An 18,523-nucleotide genomic window follows, 5' to 3' on the forward strand; every position below is an offset into this window, starting at 1 on the left:
TATGTGCGGAAGGGATAAGTGCTGAAAGCATCTAAGCATGAAGCCCCCCTCAAGATGAGATTTCCCTTAGTTTATCTAAATAAGACCCCTGAAAGATGATCAGGTTGATAGGTTCGAGGTGGAAGTGTGGCGACACATGGAGCTGACGAATACTAATCGGTCGAAGACTTATCCTAATAAGAAAAGCGAAGGGCGCGCAGCTCTCTGGCGAAACTCACTGGAGCTTCTGGCGGAGAAGTCTGGAAGACTTCGACAGAAGAAGTGAAGTGACGCGAGCCGATAGCGCCCGCAGCTGGACAGGTTGATTCAACGTTATTACTGTTTCTCATTTATCTAGTTTTGAGGGAATAATTTTATTAAAAAACCCTTGAAATTTGGTTGAAAATCATTATAATAAATAATGTCTTAACCAAATGCTGCAAATGCAGTGAGGCAAAAAATATCCGGTAATTATGGCGAGAAGGTCACACCCGTTCCCATCCCGAACACGGAAGTTAAGCTTCTCAGCGCCGATGGTAGTTGGGGGCTCTCCCCCTGCAAGAGTAGGACGTTGCCGGGTTTATATTAATCCGCAGTAGCTCAGTGGTAGAGCTATCGGCTGTTAACCGATCGGTCGTAGGTTCGAATCCTACCTGCGGAGCCATTGCTTCCATAGCTCAGCAGGTAGAGCACTTCCATGGTAAGGAAGAGGTCACCGGTTCGAGCCCGGTTGGAAGCTTATAATATGAATTATGAGATTATCTTACATAGATTGGCCCGTTGGTCAAGCGGTTAAGACACCGCCCTTTCACGGCGGTAACACGGGTTCGAATCCCGTACGGGTCACCAACTTAGATTACATAAATGACATTGGAGGATTAGCTCAGCTGGGAGAGCACCTGCCTTACAAGCAGGGGGTCGGCGGTTCGATCCCGTCATCCTCCACCATATAAAAAATATAATAATAAGCCGGCCTAGCTCAATTGGTAGAGCAACTGACTTGTAATCAGTAGGTTGGGGGTTCAAGTCCTCTGGCCGGCACCATTCATTACGATTAGTAATGATATGGAGGGGTAGCGAAGTGGCTAAACGCGGCGGACTGTAAATCCGCTCCTTCGGGTTCGGCGGTTCGAATCCGTCCCCCTCCACCATTTTTATTAATATAATTTGATTAAAATGGACATAATAAGAATGTCCTTTTTTATTAGACTAAAATGTTTGCTTGTAGGGACTGACCAAAGCCCCGCACTTTTATTATTTCAATGGGCTATAGCCAAGTGGTAAGGCAACGGACTTTGACTCCGTCATTCGTTGGTTCGAATCCAGCTAGCCCAGCCATTGTTTAGAGCCATTAGCTCAGTCGGTAGAGCATCTGACTTTTAATCAGAGGGTCGAAGGTTCGAGTCCTTCATGGCTCATCAAATTTGCAAAAGTTTCCTTAAACCTTAGAGGTTTAAGGATTTTTTTTTGTGAAAAATATTTATAGAGAAACTTATAAGAGTTACAAACGTATAAACAATCGGTAAATTTTTATTAAATTCGATTGAGAGTAGAGGTTGTTAAATGATAGACATAATAAAGCTTTTAAGACAAGGTAATAAATCAGCAATGTTAGCGGCAATAGTCAATGCGGTTATTTCAATTATTAAGGGTATCGCTTTCTTTTTAACGGGCAATATTGCCATGTTTGCTGAAACGATGCACAGTTTAGGGGATGCTGCGAATCAATTTTTTGTATTTATTGGTTCCGCCTTAAGTAAGAAAGCCCCTACGGACCGATTTCCAAATGGTTTTGGTAGGGTTGTAAACTTAGTCCTTTTAGGTGCTGTTCTAATTGTTGGAATTATGTCTTATGAAACAATAAAGGAAGGATTTCATCATATTTTAAAACCAACTGCGTCAAAAGGTTTTGTCATAAATATCATTGTTTTAGGTGCAGCCGTATTACTTGAGAGTTTTGTTTTATTTAAGGCGATGAAGGAAATTCTTCATGAAGTCGGAGATGAAGCAAAAGGTCCCGCAATTTTCTTAAAGAGTGTTAAGTATTTAGGTAAGGCTAAGCCCGCAACGAAGCTTGTTTTTATGGAGGACACAGTTGCTACCGCAGGAGGACTTTTAGCCATCATTGCGGTAATAATTTCTCATTTTACATCGTTTCACCAAGCTGAAGGGATTGCCTCCGTTATAATTGGGATTATGATGTTCATTGTTGTTGGTAAAGTATTTTTAGATAATGCAGCGGGGGCTATCGGTGAAGCAGATGAGGAGATGGAGATGAAAATTGGTAATATCGTTATGGAGGATCCAAGTGTTAAAGATATTCAGGATATTACCGTTGTTAAAGAAGGGGAAGAACTACATGTCGAGGTAGAGATCGAAGTAGATCCAAGTTTAACTGTAGCTCAGGCCGATGATATTAAGGACCGTTTAGAGGAACGAATCATGGCCGAAAAGGGAATAGCTGATGTGATCATTGAGTTTGATGAAGATGATGGAGTGAATAATTGGGAGGAAGAGAAAAAAGAGGTTATAGACGAAAAGTAGAAATTAAACTGTCCTTGGAAATTAGTAATGAGTTTATCTTAGAGGTACAAAACGGTAAATCACAAAATCTTCACAGCATAATAAACAGTATATTTCACTGCTAAAAAGACTTAAAGATGTAAATATCTCTAAGTCTTTTTTCTCAGGTACCACAAGTGCATTAAATGTTAAAGCGAGTTTGAAATAAGCGGAGAAATTCCTCTTAATGAGGAAATAGCACTGAAATTAGGCTCCAATAGCCGGAATTTTTCCGCCTATTTACGCAAAAAACGTGAAAAAGAGGGATTTTGCATTGCATAATCGGAAAACTTCCGCTTATATAGCCCCGAAACATGCCCCATCCTGTATCTAACCGGAAAAACTCCGCTTATTAAATATCACTGCTTACTCAATTAGTACTTCTTATGTTTCAATAAAACCAAGTAAATTTCATTTAGACGCATTGCGGGGCTCAGCTCAACTAATCCTGAAGATGTCGCCCAGGCAAGTTCCCATTAAAAATTAATTCAACAATTATAATCACGTGTTAAACCACAAAAAAATCACACACTCTCCAATAATTATTTATATTCTGTGATTAAATCTGTGAATTAGGAAATGGTAAGCAATTGAAAATTCCTCAAAATCTGGATAAATCAATGTGAAATGCACTATGAATTATTTTGTTTGCAATCTGTTTAATATTTTGCACCTCTAAAGTAAACTCGTTAGGCATCTAGCGGGTAGTTTTTTCTGTAAACGGCCTTTTGTCTCTACTTTGAATAATGCATATATATACATGAATTTGTCGAGTTGAGTCAGAAGATTATGAAGTATTAAAATAGAGATAGATAGGGATTGAGGAGGTTTTACGATAATGGAAAAGAAAATTACTATACTAGGAGTTCCGATGGACTTAGGACAATCTCGCAGAGGGGTTAATATGGGACCTAGTGCGATTAGATATGCAGGTGTTGTGGAACGGCTAGAAAAGCTCGGTTATGTAGTGACTGATCAAGGGGACATTGAAATTGGTGCTGCAGAACGTTTGCATGATCCCGAAACGAATATGAAAAATTTGAAAGCGGTTGCGGACGCCAATGCTATTTTAGGCGAAAAGGTTGATGGAATTGTGGAAAAAGGAGAGTTTCCATTAATCTTTGGGGGAGACCATAGCATTGCAATTGGAACATTAGCAGGTGTCTCTAAACATTATAAAAACCTAGGCGTCATTTGGTATGATGCCCATGGAGATTTAAATATTGCTGATACATCTCCATCAGGAAATATTCACGGTATGCCGCTTGCTGCAAGTTTAGGCCACGGACATCCAACATTAACTGATATTGGCGGCTATGCTCCTAAAGTAAAACACGAAAATATCGTAATAATTGGGGCTAGAGATCTTGATAAAGGTGAAAAAGAGCTAATTAAAGACAAAAATATAAAAGTGTTTACTATGCATGAAATTGATAAACTTGGAATGACTAAAGTAATGGAAGAAGCCATTGACTATTTAAAAGATAAGACGGATGGCGTGCATTTGTCCTTGGATTTAGATGCACTGGATCCGAGCGATTGTCCGGGAGTGGGCACACCTGTACTTGGTGGCATCAGCTACCGTGAAAGCCATCTAGCAATGGAAATGCTGGCGGAATCGGGAATTATTACTTCTGCAGAATTTGTGGAAGTTAATCCGATATTGGATGAAAGAAATCGAACCGCAACAGTTGCAGTTGCATTAATGGGCTCTTTATTTGGAGAAAAACTATTATAACATTCATATGGGCAGTAGAATTTATTCTACTGCTTTTCTGCTTTATCACCTAACTACCACCATCAAACACTTCAAATCTAATTTTCATATCCATTTTTGTAAAAAAACAAACAACTATTGGTAAATATTTGTTAAGATAAAAATAAAAAATATTTTTTGAAACCTTTATGCTATTCATTCGTAACAATGTATAGCCGCTAGGGCGGGGGAATCTGAATGGAACTATTGGTTAAAAAAAGAATAAAACAAGTGTTAAAAGGGGACCAGAATGCTTACGGAGAGATAGTGGAAATTTATAAAGACAAAGTCCTTCAAATATGCTATCGAATGTTAGGTAACTTGCATGAAGCCGAGGATATTGCCCAAGAGGCTTTTATACGTGCATTTATTAATATTCATAGCTTTAAACAAGAAAGGAAATTTTCCACTTGGTTATACCGGATTGCTACTAATTTATGTATTGATCGCTTAAGAAAGAAGAAGCCTGATTTCTACTTGGACGCAGAGGTAGCAGGGACAGATGGCTTAACTATGTATTCGCAAATTGCAGCAACAGGAAAAGCACCTGATGTAGAAGTAATGGATTATGAATTACAAGAAACCATTCAATTTGCGATTCAGTCACTTCCTGAAAAATACCGATCGGTTATAGTATTGAAATATTTGGAAGATCTTTCGTTGAATGAAATTAGCCAAATCCTGGAATTGCCTTTAGGAACTGTGAAAACAAGAATCCACAGGGGACGTGAGGCTTTGAGAAAACAACTTCGAAATTTATAGAGAGGATGAGAACGAATTGAATACTTGTTCTGAAGAAATTATTCTCTTTATGCATGAATACATGGATGGCGATATATCCTCTGAGCATGAAACTATATTAAAAGAACATCTTCAAACATGTGCTGACTGCACAAGGCATTTTCAGGAACTAAAGAAAACAACTGCATTAATAAAAAGTACACCATTGATATGTGCTTCAAGTGATTTTACTGCAAAAGTAATGGCGAAATTACCCAAGGAGAAACGAAAAGTAGGAATAAAACGTTGGGTAACCAATCATCCATTCCTTGCTGCAGCTTCCTTGTTTATTATTCTAATGGGGGGAAGTATCCTCTCTATGTGGAATAACAATCAAGAATTTTCATTTACGAAAAAGCCGAATTTACAAGTAGAAAATCACACTGTTATTGTTCCAAAAGGTGAAACGGTTAAAGGTGATTTATTAGTTAAAAATGGTGATTTGCGAATAGAAGGTAAAGTAGACGGAAGTGTAACGGTTATTAATGGTGAGAAATACATGGCCTCAGCAGGTCGCGTAACTGGAGACATAAAAGAAATTAATGAAATGTTTGATTGGCTTTGGTTTCAAATAAAAATAGGTGCCGAAGAAATAGTAAGTTTTTTTAAGGAAGATAAGTAAAAAAAGAGAAACAAATAAAGACGTTTGTTTCTCTTTTTTGTGGTTTGTACTAATATGGTATAATATAATTTAGTACATATTTATAAAGCGGCTTTTTTTACGATATAAAATTAATGGAGGATCGGACATGCCGTTTGCAGACTTCAATTTTTTTGACTATATCTCTAATATTATTGACATTTTACTCGTATGGTACGTGATCTATAAGATATTAATGATCATACGCGGTACGAAGGCAGTACAAGTTTTAAAAGGGATCATTGTCATCCTTATTGTTAGGAACTTAAGTATCTTTCTAGGCTTAGGTACCTTAAATTGGATTATGGAGCAAGCCATTGATTGGGGATTTCTTGCCTTAATTATCATTTTCCAGCCGGAAATAAGGCGAGCGCTAGAACAATTGGGAAGAGGGAAGTTATTTTCCCGTGGAACGATGCATGAAGAAGAGGAGCAATCGAGAATTATTGATGCCATCGTTAAAGCGACAAGTTACATGGCGAAGCGAAGAATTGGTGCATTAATTTCGATTGAAAGGGAGACAGGTCTTAGTGATTATATAGAAACAGGGATTGCATTGAATTCCAAAATCTCTTCTGAATTACTAATAAACATTTTCATCCCTAATACACCTTTACATGATGGAGCTGTTATTTTACAGAAAGATCAAGTGGCTGCAGCTGCTTGTTACTTACCTTTGTCAGAAAGTCCATTCATCTCGAAGGAATTGGGAACGAGACATCGTGCTGCTCTTGGTATAAGTGAAGTAACAGACAGTTTAACGATCATTGTATCTGAAGAAACAGGAGCAATATCATTAACGAAAAATAGTGAACTTCACAGGGATTTAAAAATAGACCAATTCAAGGAGATGCTTGAAAAAGAATTTATGATATCAATGAACAAGCAAGCTTCCTCATCAATATGGAATTGGAGGGTGAAGAAGCGTGGATAAATTTATGGATAATAAATGGTTTATTCGAATCGTTGCATTGTTCTTAGCGTTATTGCTATATATATCAGTTAGTATTGAAAATGGTAACAAAGAAAAGGACACGAGACAAAAAAATGAAAATGATGTTGTTCAAAATATGCCTGTTGAAGTTATTTACGACCAGCAGAACTTTGTGGTGACAGGTGTTCCTGAAACGGTGGATGTAACCATTGATGGACCAAAGGGATTTGTACGAACAACAAAAAATCTAAAAAATTTCACTGTCTATATTGATTTAACTGATGCTGAACTTGGAAAACAGCGGGTTAAGCTAAAGCTTAAAGATCTATCAGATAAATTGACAGCTAAAATCTCTCCTGCATACGTTACTGTTACCGTTCAAGAGAAAGTGACGAAGGAATTTAGGGTAGATGCAGAATTTAATTCTAATTTATTAGCAAGTGGCTTTGAAGCTGAAACCCCTTCTGTTGAACCAAAAACAGTAAAAATAACTGGAGCAAAAGATGTGATTGATCAAATTACGTATGTAAAAGCGACAGTTGATTCAAAACGGGAAATTAGTTCGACAATTACAAGAGATGCTAAAGTACAAGTGTTAGACAAATCATTAAATAAGTTAAATGTAGATGTCGATCCGGAAACGGTAGAAGTGACCGTCCCGGTTAAAAATCCAAGTAAAACCGTTCCTATTACCGTAAATCCAATTGGGGATGAAAAGGAAGGAATTGTTATTAATAGCATCACGACGATACCAAAAAATATTAAAATTTATGGTAGAAGTGATGTGCTAAAATCAATTGATGCATTAAGTGTGGATGTAGATATTAGTAAATATGATAAAGATACAGAACTTGATGTTCCAATTAAAGTGCCAAAAGGTATAAATAAATTAGAACCAGAAATTGTAAAAGTCCGAATAAGTACTAGTGAGAAAAAAGAAGAAAAGACATTCAGCAATATTAAAGTAAGCAGTACGGGCTTACCTGATGACTACACGATGGAATTTTTATCGCCAAAAAATGGTGAAGTAGATTTAACGGTTAATGGTACAACCAAATCATTAAAAGATATTAGTGCGTCAAGTTTTGATATTCTTATGGATTTATCGGGTTTATCTCCAGGAGTACATGAAGTAAATCTAAAGGTTGATGGACCGAAGGATATAACATGGGAGCTGTCGAAGAAGAAAGCGAAAATTCGCTTAACGGAGAAAGAAAGTGGAGATATTTAATTTGTAATTATTGTATTTTTAGAAGGAGCGAATATTCAAATGGGTAAATATTTCGGTACAGATGGAGTAAGAGGAGTAGCCAATTCTGAGTTAACACCAGAATTAGCATTTAAATTAGGTCGTTATGGTGGATACGTGTTAACGAAAAATACGGAGCGTCCAAAAGTACTCATAGGTCGTGATACTCGTATATCTGGGCATATGCTTGAAGGAGCTTTAGTATCAGGGCTTTTATCAATTGGTGCTGAAGTTATGCGCTTAGGTGTCATTTCTACTCCAGGGGTTGCTTACCTTACAAAAGCTCTAGGTGCACAAGCTGGAGTTATGATCTCAGCCTCACACAACCCTGTCGCCGATAATGGCATCAAGTTTTTTGGATCCGATGGCTATAAGCTTTCAGATGAACAAGAAGCGGAGATTGAACAAATTCTTGATATGGAAGAAGATCAATTACCAAGACCTGTAGGTGGAGATCTTGGTGTTGTTAATGATTATTTCGAAGGCGGTCAGAAGTATTTACAGTTCCTTAAACAATCTGTAGACGAAGACTTTTCCGGTATTCATCTGGCACTAGATTGTGCGAACGGTGCAACCTCTTCATTGGCTACACATCTATTTGCTGATTTAGAAGCAGACATTTCTACGATGGGTGCATCTCCTAATGGCTTGAATATTAATAACGGTGTGGGTTCTACTCACCCTGAAAGCCTAGCAGCATTTGTGAAAGAAAAAGAAGCGGATGTTGGACTTGCTTTTGATGGGGACGGAGACCGAGTCATTGCCATTGATGAAAATGGTGAAGTTGTAGACGGAGATCAAATTATGTTCATCTGTGCTAAATATATGAAGAGTGAAGCACGACTTAAACAATCAACAGTTGTTTCTACAGTAATGAGTAATTTAGGCTTTCATAAAGGGCTAGAAGCATTAGGAATTAAGAGCATTCAAACAGCAGTTGGGGACAGATATGTCGTTGAAGAAATGAAAACGAATAGTTATAATCTTGGTGGCGAACAATCAGGACATATTATTTTCCTAGATTATAATACAACCGGCGATGGGTTATTAACAGGATTACAGCTCCTTAATATTATGAAAGCAACGAATAAACCATTATCAGAACTTGCTGGGGAAATGAAAAAGTATCCGCAAAAGCTCGTGAATATTCGTGTTCAAGATAAGTATCATGTAACAGATAATGAAAAAGTAAAAGCGGTTATTGAACAGGTAGAAAAAGAAATGGCCGGAAATGGTAGAATTCTTGTCCGTCCTTCCGGTACTGAGCCGTTAGTACGTGTTATGGCAGAAGCAGCTACTGAAGAAGCTTGTGAATCTTATGTTAATAGAATTGCAGAAGTTGTAAAAGAAGAAATGGGACTTTCAGAGGAATAAGTGGAATTATATGCATAAGGGGAACGTATACGAATCCTTATGCATATTTTTATTTTATAGCTGTTTTATTATACTTTTTTATTGACCTAAGTATTAATGTAGGATATGATTATCATGTTTTTACTTGCCAAAAGAGAAAAGGAGGATAGATGTTTAGAACGTTTTAAAAAGCGCCAGAACTAGACAACGAGCGGATACAATTGTCTAGTTGACGAGGAGAAGGTTTATCGAGAATTCGGCGGATACCTTCCGGCTGCCACACACAGTCGACGTCTTTTTCTTAAAACATCAGAGGTGACTCGGTGCACAAAGGGAAAAGAAATGTGAGAATTAGATAAGCTATTGGCTGTAGAAACGATTGTTTTGTCTAAAATCTTAACATTTTAAAATAATACAGAAATAAGGGGGCAAGTCTGCCCTCTGGCATCTTGCCCCCTTTATTTGGGAGGAAGATACAAATGTGTGGTATCGTTGGATATATTGGAAATCAAGATGCGAAAGAACTTTTATTAAAAGGCTTAGAAAAGCTTGAATATAGAGGATATGATTCTGCTGGGATCGCAGTAAAGAATGAGTCTGGAGTTCATGTTTTTAAGGAAAAGGGACGTATTGCGGATCTTCGTGAAGTCGTTGATACAGATGTAATGGGTCACATCGGAATCGGACACACACGTTGGGCGACACATGGAGTGCCAAGTAAAGAAAATGCACATCCACATCAAAGTGCAAGTACACGATTTACCCTTGTTCATAATGGTGTTATCGAAAACTATTCACTATTGCAGCAAGAGTATTTACAAGACGTTACGCTTAAAAGTGAAACAGATACGGAAATTATTGTGCAGTTAGTAGAAAAGTTTGTTGCTGATGGATTAAGTGTTGAGGAAGCTTTCAGAAAAACGTTAACTCTATTACATGGTTCCTATGCCCTTGCATTATTGGATACGGAAAATGAAGATACAATTTTTGTAGCGAAAAACAAAAGCCCACTATTAGTAGGTGTTGGAGAAGGCTTTAATGTTGTCGCGAGTGATGCAATGGCGATGATTCAAGTAACTGATCAATTTATTGAGTTAATGGATAAAGAAATGGTCATCGTGAAAAAGGACGAAATCATTATCCAAAACTTATTAGGTGAAAAGATTGCTAGAGAGCCTTATAAAGCACTAATCGATGCAAGCGATATCGAAAAGGGCACATACCCTCACTATATGTTGAAGGAAATCGATGAACAGCCACTTGTGATGAGAAAAATTATTCAAGCGTATCAAGATATTAACGGTGACCTTGCCATTGATTCCGATATTGTAAAGGCAATGAACGATGCTGATCGCATCTATATTGTTGCTTGCGGCACAAGCTATCATGCTGGACTCGTTGGAAAACAAATGATTGAACAGCTTGCGGAAATTCCTGTAGAAGTTCATGTAGCTAGTGAAATGGGCTATAATATGCCTCTATTATCGAAGAAACCGTTATTTATTTTCATCTCTCAAAGTGGTGAAACAGCGGATAGCCGTGCGGTTCTTGTAAAGGTTAAAGAGCTGGGATATAAGGCAATTACGATTACAAACGTTCCAGGTTCTACTTTATCTCGCGAAGCGGATTACACATTGTTGTTACATGCTGGCCCTGAAATTGCCGTTGCTTCAACAAAAGCTTATACTGCTCAAATTGCAGTATTATCGATTCTTGCAAGCGTAGCAGGCAAAAAAGCTGATCTTGACCTTGTTCACGAACTAGGAATCGTCGCTAATGCAATGGAAGTTCTCTGTGATTCGAAGGAAGAATTCGAAAAAATGGCTTTTGAATATTTCACAGTGACACGAAATGCTTTCTTTATCGGCCGTGCGCTTGATTACTATGTATGTCTTGAAGGCGCACTCAAGCTTAAAGAAATTTCCTATATTCAAGCAGAAGGATTCGCGGGCGGAGAATTAAAGCATGGTACGATCGCTTTAATCGAAGATGGCACACCAATCGTCGCCCTTGCAACTCAAGAAAACGTAAACTGGAGCATACGCGGAAACGTCAAAGAAGTCGTCGCTCGTGGAGCAAACCCATGCATCATCTCCATGAAAGGACTCGACACAAACGAAGACCGCTTTGTCATCCCAGAAGTACACGAATTATTAACACCTCTTGTCTCTGTAGTACCACTGCAACTTCTCGCTTACTATGCAGCATTGCATCGTGATTGTGACGTGGATAAACCACGTAACTTGGCGAAGAGTGTGACGGTGGAGTAAGGGAAAGTAATTGCTTTTTTAATGTATGTAGCTGTCTTATTCTTCTTCTCCATGCTAAAAAGTCGGTAGCTACTGTTAAATAGTTGGTATCCAGAGCGGAAGGAAGAGTGAGGAAAAAAGAGCAGGCGAACAATATGTACTCAATCATTTTTCAATCGTAAAATCAATTATATTTCAGGCTGGATCCAATAGTGGTCCAGTCTTTTTGTTTTGTCCAATATCTCCTCAATCCCTTGTCCAGTAGGGGTTCAATCATCCTTGCTCATTCTTTTCTCTCTTCTAATATGTTGTTTTCCTCACTGCATAAACCCGTAGGGTTTCAGTTCTTTTTCGTGTATTTCTCAACGTGTTTTTTCAATCTTTTCTCTTGATTCTTCCCTCCATTATGGAAGAACTTTTTAACATTGTCTGAATATTCGATACGACCCAGAACGGAAAAAAGAGGGCGAATATGGGGGATTTGGGGAAGAACTATATAACATAATGGAATGAAGAAAAAAGGCGAGATAAGAGGGAAGAGGCTTAGAGTCGCAAGGGTTTGGGGGGAGTGAGGGGGAGATGAAGACGGGGAAGGACTTTTTAGCAGGGCAATATAGTAGAAGGAAGTAAAGGGATGAAGCAAGAGTTGGATCGGTAAATAAAATGTATTTCAATGGGATTCAATTGAAATTTTGCGTTTCAATTCAGGATGGAATGTATTCAAGTTGTGACTGTGGAATTTACGAAGGCAATCCTGGTGGAAATAAATTCTTCTTAATCATTATTTAATTATTCTTCGTAAATTTTCATGATGTGACTTAGAAGGCAACTTTTTAACTCTCTTCTGCAGATAAAATTAAAACATAGAGTTAAAACAAAATGAAAAGAAATGAGGAGATTAAATATGAGTACAAAAAGAAGTATTGAAGAGAACAACAATATCGAGGTTAAGGTAACAACATTAAAGGGTGTTAGAGATTATATTCAGTACAGGAAGGACATAAATGAATTTAACGGAGTGTATTTACTTGATCAAGAAGGTAATCCAATTACTTTAGCAATAGTTAAGGGGGTTGATGAAGATTTAAACAATCACGTAAAACAGACTGGGAGATACTTTTCGTATGAAGAATCGTTAAAAATTGCTATCTTAACCAACATGGTCGATATGTTCTTCTATTCGGATTATAAAATACCAGGCGTAATGGATGAAACTCCATTTTATAGGATCCATCTTCCAACTTTCACTCAACAGGACGGAGAATTTATGGAGAAATTTGAAAGAGACTATTTTTTGGACCATTTTGAGGAACTTTATGCCAAATGGAAGGATCAATACACCATTTAAAAGGGAATGCGATTCCAATTTGTTGCATTAAGACAGAATTAAATCAAGAGATAGAAGTCGACCTCTCCCTTTTGCCAAAATGAGGTCGATTTATTTTCTTCCTGCTTACCTCTTTTTTTCTCCAATAAACTTGGTTATCAGTCTTATTTTTATATTTAGGCAACTGAAAATAAAGTAGGTTGCCGTATTCCTCTAAGCAAAATTCAATATCTGCACCAATCAATAACCCTTTTCTAAGAAATAGGGTATCCCTATCTAAAGTTCGTTCCCAAACAGCGAGGAATCAGGAAAAGCAGCGGGAAGTCCATTATATATATTCAATCGTTATTCAACTGGTTTTTTAAATCAATAATCAATAAATATTTGGGCTGGATTCAATAGTGGATTCCAGTTCTTTTTCTTTGCACAATATTACTCGATTCCTTGTCCAATATGGGTTCAATCGTTTGCTTCTATTAATTTTCTAATTGCAGGTAGCTAATAAATGTAGAAATTAATAATACTTAAATTCAGCACAATTATATATTTTTTAAAAAATGAATCTAATATGGTTGACTTTTTTGCAAAAAAATCTAAAATAATAGATAGATAGGAGGAGTGTTCATGATTAACTTACATAATGACATTGTTAAAGCGATTGCAAATATACTCGTAATGGATGATCCGGAATCACGTTACTTATACTTACAATCTATTAATAATGAGTCTGGAGAGGGCACACAAAATAGTAGTCCTCAGCATAAATGGGATTATAGGTACAACTCTTTAATAGAAATGGCCAAAAAATTTGGGTTACAATATGTAAAGTTAAATAGAGGGAAATTGTGGGAAGCAGTCTTGATTGTGGGACCAGAAAATGAACTTTATGTTTTCTTTAGTCATAAAAATATGAGAAATATTATTAAAAAAGGTAAGAATAACCATTATTTAAAGTTACTTAATCTATTTAATACGGAATTTGATGCGATGGCTCCACTTAATTCGCAAATGACACTTCCTATTTATGACAGTGATGCTGAGAGTGAAGAAAACTTAAAAGAGCAGGCAAGGGAAATGTTAAGTATGATGGAAGAAAACCCATCAAAAGTATATGTATTTGCTTTTGATCATTCTTTTATATCTACTGTTAAAGCATTGGCGTTTAATACTAGGCATGAAGTTGTATGGGAAAAAGACTTAACTGAACTAATCGAACCTAATTATAGATTGGTACTTAAAGAAGATAATGTTAATCCTGATAAGCGTGAAAGTAAAAATACTCCTGAGATCAAAAAGGAGAAAAAGCAAATTGTTCGTTTGAAAAATATTAAGTAAGTTTGGAGATAGCAATATGAAAAAGATATTTAATGGAAGCCGGCTAAAGGAAGCTAGACTATACAATAAACTCACAATAACAGAATTAGCTGAGAAGTTAAATGTCACTAAGCAAATGGTTTCAAAGTATGAAAGTGGGAAGAGTGAACCAAGTTTTGAAAAATCTCTGCAATTAAATGATGTTTTGGGGTATCCACGTGAATTTTTCTATACTGCTGACAAGTTTTTTATTGACAATGAAGGTACTTTTTTTAGATCTAGGTTAACAGCTACTCAGAAATCTAAAGAACCAGCTTCAATCGCACTAAAATATTCAGTTATTGTACGAGACTTTTTGGAGCAGTTTATAGATTTTCCTGCTCTACAAGATAGAGAAATTTATGAAGGAATAGATAATCCTGAAGAACTGGCTTTAAGTATTCGAAGGTCAATGGATTTAGGGTTGGAGCCTATACATGACATTATAGAAGTTGCAGAATTAATGGGCTTCACAGTTATTAATATGGATTACCAAGAAGATAAAGTTGATGCTTTTAGTAGTATGAACACTATTAATGGAAACAGTTATTTTGTAATTACCACAGGTGACTCGGGATCGTTTTATAGACAACAATTTAGTATCGCTCACGAAATAGGCCATTGGGTGCTACATCAAAATATAAATCCTCAAGAATTAGATAAAGATGAATATAAGACAATGGAAAATGAAGCGAATAAATTTGCCTCAATATTCCTATTGCCAAAAGAATCCTTTGGAAATGAATTGAAGACTAAAATAGTTGATGAAATAGATACGTACTATAACTTGAAAAGAAAATGGAACGTCTCCATGGCAGCTATGATTATGAGAGCAAGAGATTTGAACATAATATCTGCTGACCAAGAAGCGAAATTATACAAACAATTACATTATAGAAAGTGGAGAAATCCAGAACCTTTTGATTTAGAAACTAAAGTAACATTGCCCGTGGCTTTCAAACAATCTTTAGAATTGTTAATTGATGAAAATATTTTACAAGGCCATGAGATACCGCTAAAGATTGCTGAGGCGTATAATCTATATCTCACTCCTAAAATGTTAGCTATGATTTGTGGAGTTGAACCAGCTATATTTATGGATAATAGCCAATCTAAAGTAGTTCTTAAAATAAAAGATTTTAAAAAAAAGCAGAGCAGTTAGATATGTGTTTTGAAACTAAGGTTATTAGTCAAAAAACAGATTTTAGTTTTTATGTAATAGAATGTAGGAAGGTGCGGTGGGCGTGGCACGTAGTCAGTTATTGAAAGATGCTGTTAGTGGAAAAGTAAGTATTGAAAACATTCTACTAAGATTAAAGGTTATTTTATCTGATTTGGGTAATGAAAACATTATGAACTGGGTTAACGGAGAATTAGAAGGATATAAAGATAAAGAAAATATCCCTTCTTATCGAATATTCAAAGGGAACATATTTGGTACCTATGTAATAAATTTTAGATTTCAATATACCAATTCTCCTGTACCACTTGAAACTTTATTACCGATAGAGCAAGTAGACGAAATTAGGACAATAAGGGTCTTTGATGGGATAGCAACAATCCAAAACATACTTCAAGGTGAAAATATGGAGAGTTATGGGACTGTAATTCCGACAGCGTACTGCCATGCTATATCAACAGGTGAACTTCAAATTGCTGGGATGAGGGTTAAGATAGCATCAAATCAACTGGATGGAATAGTATCACGTGTTAAATCAAAGCTCGTAGAAGTGATTATGGAACTTGAAGGTGAATTTGAAAATCTTGATGAGTTGGATATTAGAACCCAAATAAAAATGGGTGAATCTGCTGAGCAAGTAATCTACAACATTGAAAGTATCATTTATGATGGATCTATCAAAGTCGGAGACAAAAATAAAATAAATAAATCTAGGATTGGCCACTTATGGGGGAAGAAGGTTTAGAAAGTGAGTATCCGTATCGGGGATAACAATAAGATTAAAAACTCATCTATCGGTCATCAATCTAGTTCAAGTGGAGTGAATAATGAAAAGAAAAAATTTCATGAAAAACATCCAGCTTTATTTAGCATCTTCGTCTCAGTTGTAGCTGGAATTATTCTGCTTTTTTCGTTTTGGGAAACTTTCATAATATGGATAGAAAGTCTTTTCAAATAGTTTATTAGAGAGATCTATATGAGAAATTATCTTCCCGGCTTTTAGGAGATTTTTATGTTAAAAAGTCAGCTTCTACTGCTATATAGTTTGGTTCCAAACCGCAAGGAATGATGGAATAGCAACAAGCAGGTCAGTCCGCTTTCAATCCTTATTCAACAGGTTTTTATCGCCCAAAATTCAGGCTGGATCCCATAGCGGATCCAGTTCTTTTTTGTTCAATATCTCTTCAATTTCTTCCCCTATAGGAAGGCTTCAATCATTTTCTACAATTCATTACCGTGTTCCAATCCAGTTGTATTCCTCATTGTATAAACCCGTTTAATTTCTGTTTTTTGCTCATATACTTGCCCCGGATCATTCGGTCATTTTTCTGCTTGTTTTCATCTGCTACAAAAATACCTTTTCACATGAGAATGCGGTCCCTGCTATTTAAAGGATTCATAAAGTCTAAATAAAGTCCGTTCCGAGTACACTTCGCTGAAATTTAGAGTAACTTACAGATGATTTTTAGTTGATAAAATTTATAAAGTCAATATTAAGTCCGTTTTAAGTACACTAAAAATAACTTTGATTTCGTTGATAGAGGGAAGTGATGTCTAAGGGCTCTCTTCCCTCACCGCAAAACTTTTCTTTGGGTTTTTAAGCAACTGAGAAGATTGTGGGTTGACCATATTCCTCCAAGCAAATATCAATATCTGCACCAAAATAATAACCCTTCTCTATGAAATAACCAATAATGGAATCGAAAACATTATTTTCCTCTGTAAGAGTGTATCCTGCCTTGTTCAGTAGTTTTTCTGTTCCTTCCAGGTCTAATTCAAAAGCAATAGCAAAGCATAATAATTTTGATTTCGTTGGATGGATTCGGTTATTAACAACTTTATATTTATATGCCCTATCAATTCCGGCTTTTCTCAGTACATTAGGATCATCCTTTCGCTTGTTCTGATACAGTTCTTCGATATATTCACCTAATGTCTGGGTGCTTTTCACCTTGTTTATCCTTGCGTCTAAATCGGCTGTAAAATCAAAATTTCCGAAGGCATGTCCAAAAGAGGTTGCTGGTTCATGCGAAACTCCAGCCTTTTTTATTATATTAAGGGATTTTACTCTTGAAGCTATTACATTATTTTCTATAAACAAGTCCAATTCCTCTTTCAACTCTGGATCAAGATTGTTGCTCATTTCTATCTTCCTCCTAAAAAAAGTTCTATATGTGACTTGCTGGGCAACCTTTATATTCCATTGCCTATATACAATAGAATCATAAAGCAACGCAATAGTGAATTCAAGAAAGGTGGGAACAGCAATGAATTGAATGGGAAGTAAACACTGGGATTAGAGGAACTTACTGTAGATATACCAAGGTGATACCACTGCAGCTAAGAGAATAAAAATACTATCCGTAGGAGGAATTGAAAATGGAAAACAAAATATATGCACCAACCATCAACATGGAAGAGGTAGAGGACTTTATCCTAAGAAGAATTCATCAGGAGTTCCCGGATTTAGCAATATCTAAATTACTCGTTGAAATGGTACTGGAATTTGAAAATGAATATTTAGAGAAGGAAGGAATAGCCTTACGCACAGAATATGTTTACCTATATGATAACGGGGAATTATTCGGTTTAGAAAATGAAATGGGAGGGTATGAAGATGAATTAGCTTCTATTAGTGATCTAATAGAGCAAAAATGGTGTGATGAAATGGATTTAGGAAAAGTTTTTGTTGTTGCTGAAGGGCAATACTTGTATGAAGGTGGGAAATTCAAGGAGTTATAATATGCTAGAGGTAAGACGGGAGCGGATTCTGAGAGGATTTCGTTCTTTTTCTTTTCTTTCTAATCGAACCTTTTAATCTATTTTGATTCGTGGATTTTCTATCTGGGGAAGTATGTGAATTAGAAGAATCTCTTTAACGTCTTAAAGTTGTTTCGCTTTTGTGATGAAAGCTATTTTTGTGTTAACACTCTACTAAAAAATTTATAAAGGAATTTTGCTAATTATAGCACAGAACAAACTATTTTGTATCATTGGATTTCCCATTGTGGCCGCACTTGATCATGGTAAGTAAAACACGGTGTTTCGCTTTTCAATTGCTTAATCCGGCTGCAAATTAATGTGCTACTATCTAGGTAGGATGTTTGTAGAAGGGATGAGTAAAATGAGAAACAAAGTAGCTCTATAGCCCCTAAATGAAC

General features: G+C 36.4%; 15 protein-coding genes, 8 tRNA genes and 2 rRNA genes. 24 read left to right on the forward strand and 1 reads right to left on the reverse strand.

What is annotated here, in order from left to right:
* From B5V89_RS17055 to B5V89_RS17165, 23 genes are all read left to right on the forward strand, one after another.
* A 23S ribosomal RNA gene (locus B5V89_RS17055) occupies nucleotides 1-176 on the forward strand; the annotation flags it as partial.
* A gap of 266 nt (nucleotides 177-442) precedes the next feature.
* Nucleotides 443-559, forward strand: a 5S ribosomal RNA gene (rrf, locus tag B5V89_RS17060).
* Between the two features lie 9 nt (nucleotides 560-568).
* Nucleotides 569-643 (forward strand) — tRNA-Asn (locus tag B5V89_RS17065).
* Nucleotides 644-645: 2 nt separating this feature from the next.
* Nucleotides 646-718 (forward strand) — tRNA-Thr (locus B5V89_RS17070).
* Nucleotides 719-753: 35 nt separating this feature from the next.
* A tRNA-Glu gene (locus B5V89_RS17075) sits at nucleotides 754-828 on the forward strand.
* A 23-nt stretch (nucleotides 829-851) separates the two neighbouring features.
* Nucleotides 852-927, forward strand: a tRNA-Val gene (locus tag B5V89_RS17080).
* Nucleotides 928-947: 20 nt separating this feature from the next.
* Nucleotides 948-1,023 (forward strand) — tRNA-Thr (locus B5V89_RS17085).
* 23 nt (nucleotides 1,024-1,046) lie between these two features.
* Nucleotides 1,047-1,130, forward strand: a tRNA-Tyr gene (locus tag B5V89_RS17090).
* A 112-nt stretch (nucleotides 1,131-1,242) separates the two neighbouring features.
* Nucleotides 1,243-1,317, forward strand: a tRNA-Gln gene (locus tag B5V89_RS17095).
* Between the two features lie 7 nt (nucleotides 1,318-1,324).
* A tRNA-Lys gene (locus B5V89_RS17100) sits at nucleotides 1,325-1,397 on the forward strand.
* Nucleotides 1,398-1,542: 145 nt separating this feature from the next.
* On the forward strand, nucleotides 1,543-2,523 hold the full coding sequence (locus tag B5V89_RS17105) for a cation diffusion facilitator family transporter (RefSeq protein ID WP_066235730.1): 981 nt from the start codon (nucleotides 1,543-1,545) through the stop codon (nucleotides 2,521-2,523).
* An 856-nt stretch (nucleotides 2,524-3,379) separates the two neighbouring features.
* On the forward strand, nucleotides 3,380-4,279 hold the full coding sequence (gene rocF, locus B5V89_RS17110) for an arginase (protein ID WP_066235731.1): 900 nt from the start codon (nucleotides 3,380-3,382) through the stop codon (nucleotides 4,277-4,279).
* A 216-nt stretch (nucleotides 4,280-4,495) separates the two neighbouring features.
* Complete coding sequence (gene sigW, locus B5V89_RS17115; protein ID WP_066235732.1) at nucleotides 4,496-5,059, forward strand: RNA polymerase sigma factor SigW; 564 nt, start codon at nucleotides 4,496-4,498, stop codon at nucleotides 5,057-5,059.
* Nucleotides 5,060-5,075: 16 nt separating this feature from the next.
* Nucleotides 5,076-5,699, forward strand: coding sequence for an anti-sigma factor family protein (locus tag B5V89_RS17120; RefSeq protein ID WP_107920425.1), 624 nt, complete (start codon nucleotides 5,076-5,078; stop codon nucleotides 5,697-5,699).
* Nucleotides 5,700-5,826: 127 nt separating this feature from the next.
* Complete coding sequence (gene cdaA / locus B5V89_RS17125) at nucleotides 5,827-6,651, forward strand: diadenylate cyclase CdaA (RefSeq protein WP_066235733.1); 825 nt, start codon at nucleotides 5,827-5,829, stop codon at nucleotides 6,649-6,651.
* Entirely contained in the window at nucleotides 6,644-7,882 is a 1,239-nt protein-coding gene (locus B5V89_RS17130; protein WP_107920427.1) for a CdaR family protein, read from the forward strand. The genes cdaA and B5V89_RS17130 overlap by 8 nt, the downstream gene beginning before the upstream one ends.
* A 39-nt stretch (nucleotides 7,883-7,921) precedes the next feature.
* A complete protein-coding gene (gene glmM, locus B5V89_RS17135) occupies nucleotides 7,922-9,274 on the forward strand; it encodes a phosphoglucosamine mutase (protein WP_066235735.1) in 1,353 nt (450 codons plus the stop codon).
* 458 nt (nucleotides 9,275-9,732) lie between these two features.
* Nucleotides 9,733-11,523, forward strand: a complete 1,791-nt coding sequence (gene glmS, locus B5V89_RS17140) for a glutamine--fructose-6-phosphate transaminase (isomerizing) (RefSeq protein WP_108073179.1) — start codon at nucleotides 9,733-9,735, stop codon at nucleotides 11,521-11,523.
* An 883-nt stretch (nucleotides 11,524-12,406) separates the two neighbouring features.
* Nucleotides 12,407-12,850 (forward strand): hypothetical protein, encoded by a 444-nt coding sequence (locus tag B5V89_RS17145; RefSeq protein ID WP_108073181.1) that lies wholly within the window; start codon nucleotides 12,407-12,409, stop codon nucleotides 12,848-12,850.
* Between the two features lie 603 nt (nucleotides 12,851-13,453).
* The gene (locus B5V89_RS17150; protein ID WP_108073183.1) at nucleotides 13,454-14,164 is read left to right on the forward strand and encodes a DUF5986 family protein; all 711 of its coding nucleotides are present in this window, start codon (nucleotides 13,454-13,456) and stop codon (nucleotides 14,162-14,164) included.
* 16 nt (nucleotides 14,165-14,180) lie between these two features.
* On the forward strand, nucleotides 14,181-15,344 hold the full coding sequence (locus B5V89_RS17155; RefSeq protein WP_108073185.1) for an XRE family transcriptional regulator: 1,164 nt from the start codon (nucleotides 14,181-14,183) through the stop codon (nucleotides 15,342-15,344).
* Nucleotides 15,345-15,426: 82 nt separating this feature from the next.
* Nucleotides 15,427-16,107, forward strand: coding sequence for an AbiTii domain-containing protein (locus B5V89_RS17160; RefSeq protein ID WP_108073193.1), 681 nt, complete (start codon nucleotides 15,427-15,429; stop codon nucleotides 16,105-16,107).
* A gap of 3 nt (nucleotides 16,108-16,110) precedes the next feature.
* Complete coding sequence (locus tag B5V89_RS17165; protein WP_108073187.1) at nucleotides 16,111-16,320, forward strand: hypothetical protein; 210 nt, start codon at nucleotides 16,111-16,113, stop codon at nucleotides 16,318-16,320.
* Nucleotides 16,321-16,959: 639 nt separating this feature from the next.
* On the opposite strand, the gene B5V89_RS17170 is transcribed toward B5V89_RS17165, so the two are convergent.
* Nucleotides 16,960-17,505 carry a hypothetical protein gene (locus B5V89_RS17170; RefSeq protein WP_108073189.1) on the reverse strand — a complete coding sequence of 182 codons (546 nt, stop codon included), beginning with the start codon at nucleotides 17,503-17,505 and terminating at the stop codon, nucleotides 16,960-16,962.
* 236 nt (nucleotides 17,506-17,741) lie between these two features.
* Between B5V89_RS17170 and B5V89_RS17175 the strand changes: the two genes are divergently transcribed.
* A complete protein-coding gene (locus B5V89_RS17175; RefSeq protein ID WP_108073191.1) occupies nucleotides 17,742-18,104 on the forward strand; it encodes a hypothetical protein in 363 nt (120 codons plus the stop codon).
* Nucleotides 18,105-18,523: the final 419 nt, after the last annotated feature.

Origin of the sequence: Heyndrickxia sporothermodurans, assembly GCF_003055045.1 — a bacterium.
Classification (GTDB): domain Bacteria; phylum Bacillota; class Bacilli; order Bacillales; family Bacillaceae_C; genus Heyndrickxia; species Heyndrickxia sporothermodurans.

Excerpts from the sequence above, each read along its gene's own strand:
- B5V89_RS17105 (WP_066235730.1), top strand. The coding sequence starts at position 1,543 with ATGATAGACATAATAAAGCTTTTAAGACAAGGTAATAAATCAGCAATG.
- rocF (WP_066235731.1), top strand. The coding sequence starts at position 3,380 with ATGGAAAAGAAAATTACTATACTAGGAGTTCCGATGGACTTAGGACAA.
- sigW (WP_066235732.1), top strand. The coding sequence starts at position 4,496 with ATGGAACTATTGGTTAAAAAAAGAATAAAACAAGTGTTAAAAGGGGAC.
- cdaA (WP_066235733.1), top strand. The coding sequence starts at position 5,827 with ATGCCGTTTGCAGACTTCAATTTTTTTGACTATATCTCTAATATTATT.
- glmM (WP_066235735.1), top strand. The coding sequence starts at position 7,922 with ATGGGTAAATATTTCGGTACAGATGGAGTAAGAGGAGTAGCCAATTCT.
- glmS (WP_108073179.1), top strand. The coding sequence starts at position 9,733 with ATGTGTGGTATCGTTGGATATATTGGAAATCAAGATGCGAAAGAACTT.
- B5V89_RS17145 (WP_108073181.1), top strand. The coding sequence starts at position 12,407 with ATGAGTACAAAAAGAAGTATTGAAGAGAACAACAATATCGAGGTTAAG.
- B5V89_RS17150 (WP_108073183.1), top strand. The coding sequence starts at position 13,454 with ATGATTAACTTACATAATGACATTGTTAAAGCGATTGCAAATATACTC.
- B5V89_RS17155 (WP_108073185.1), top strand. The coding sequence starts at position 14,181 with ATGAAAAAGATATTTAATGGAAGCCGGCTAAAGGAAGCTAGACTATAC.
- B5V89_RS17170 (WP_108073189.1), bottom strand. The coding sequence starts at position 17,505 with ATGAGCAACAATCTTGATCCAGAGTTGAAAGAGGAATTGGACTTGTTT.
- B5V89_RS17175 (WP_108073191.1), top strand. The coding sequence starts at position 17,742 with ATGGAAAACAAAATATATGCACCAACCATCAACATGGAAGAGGTAGAG.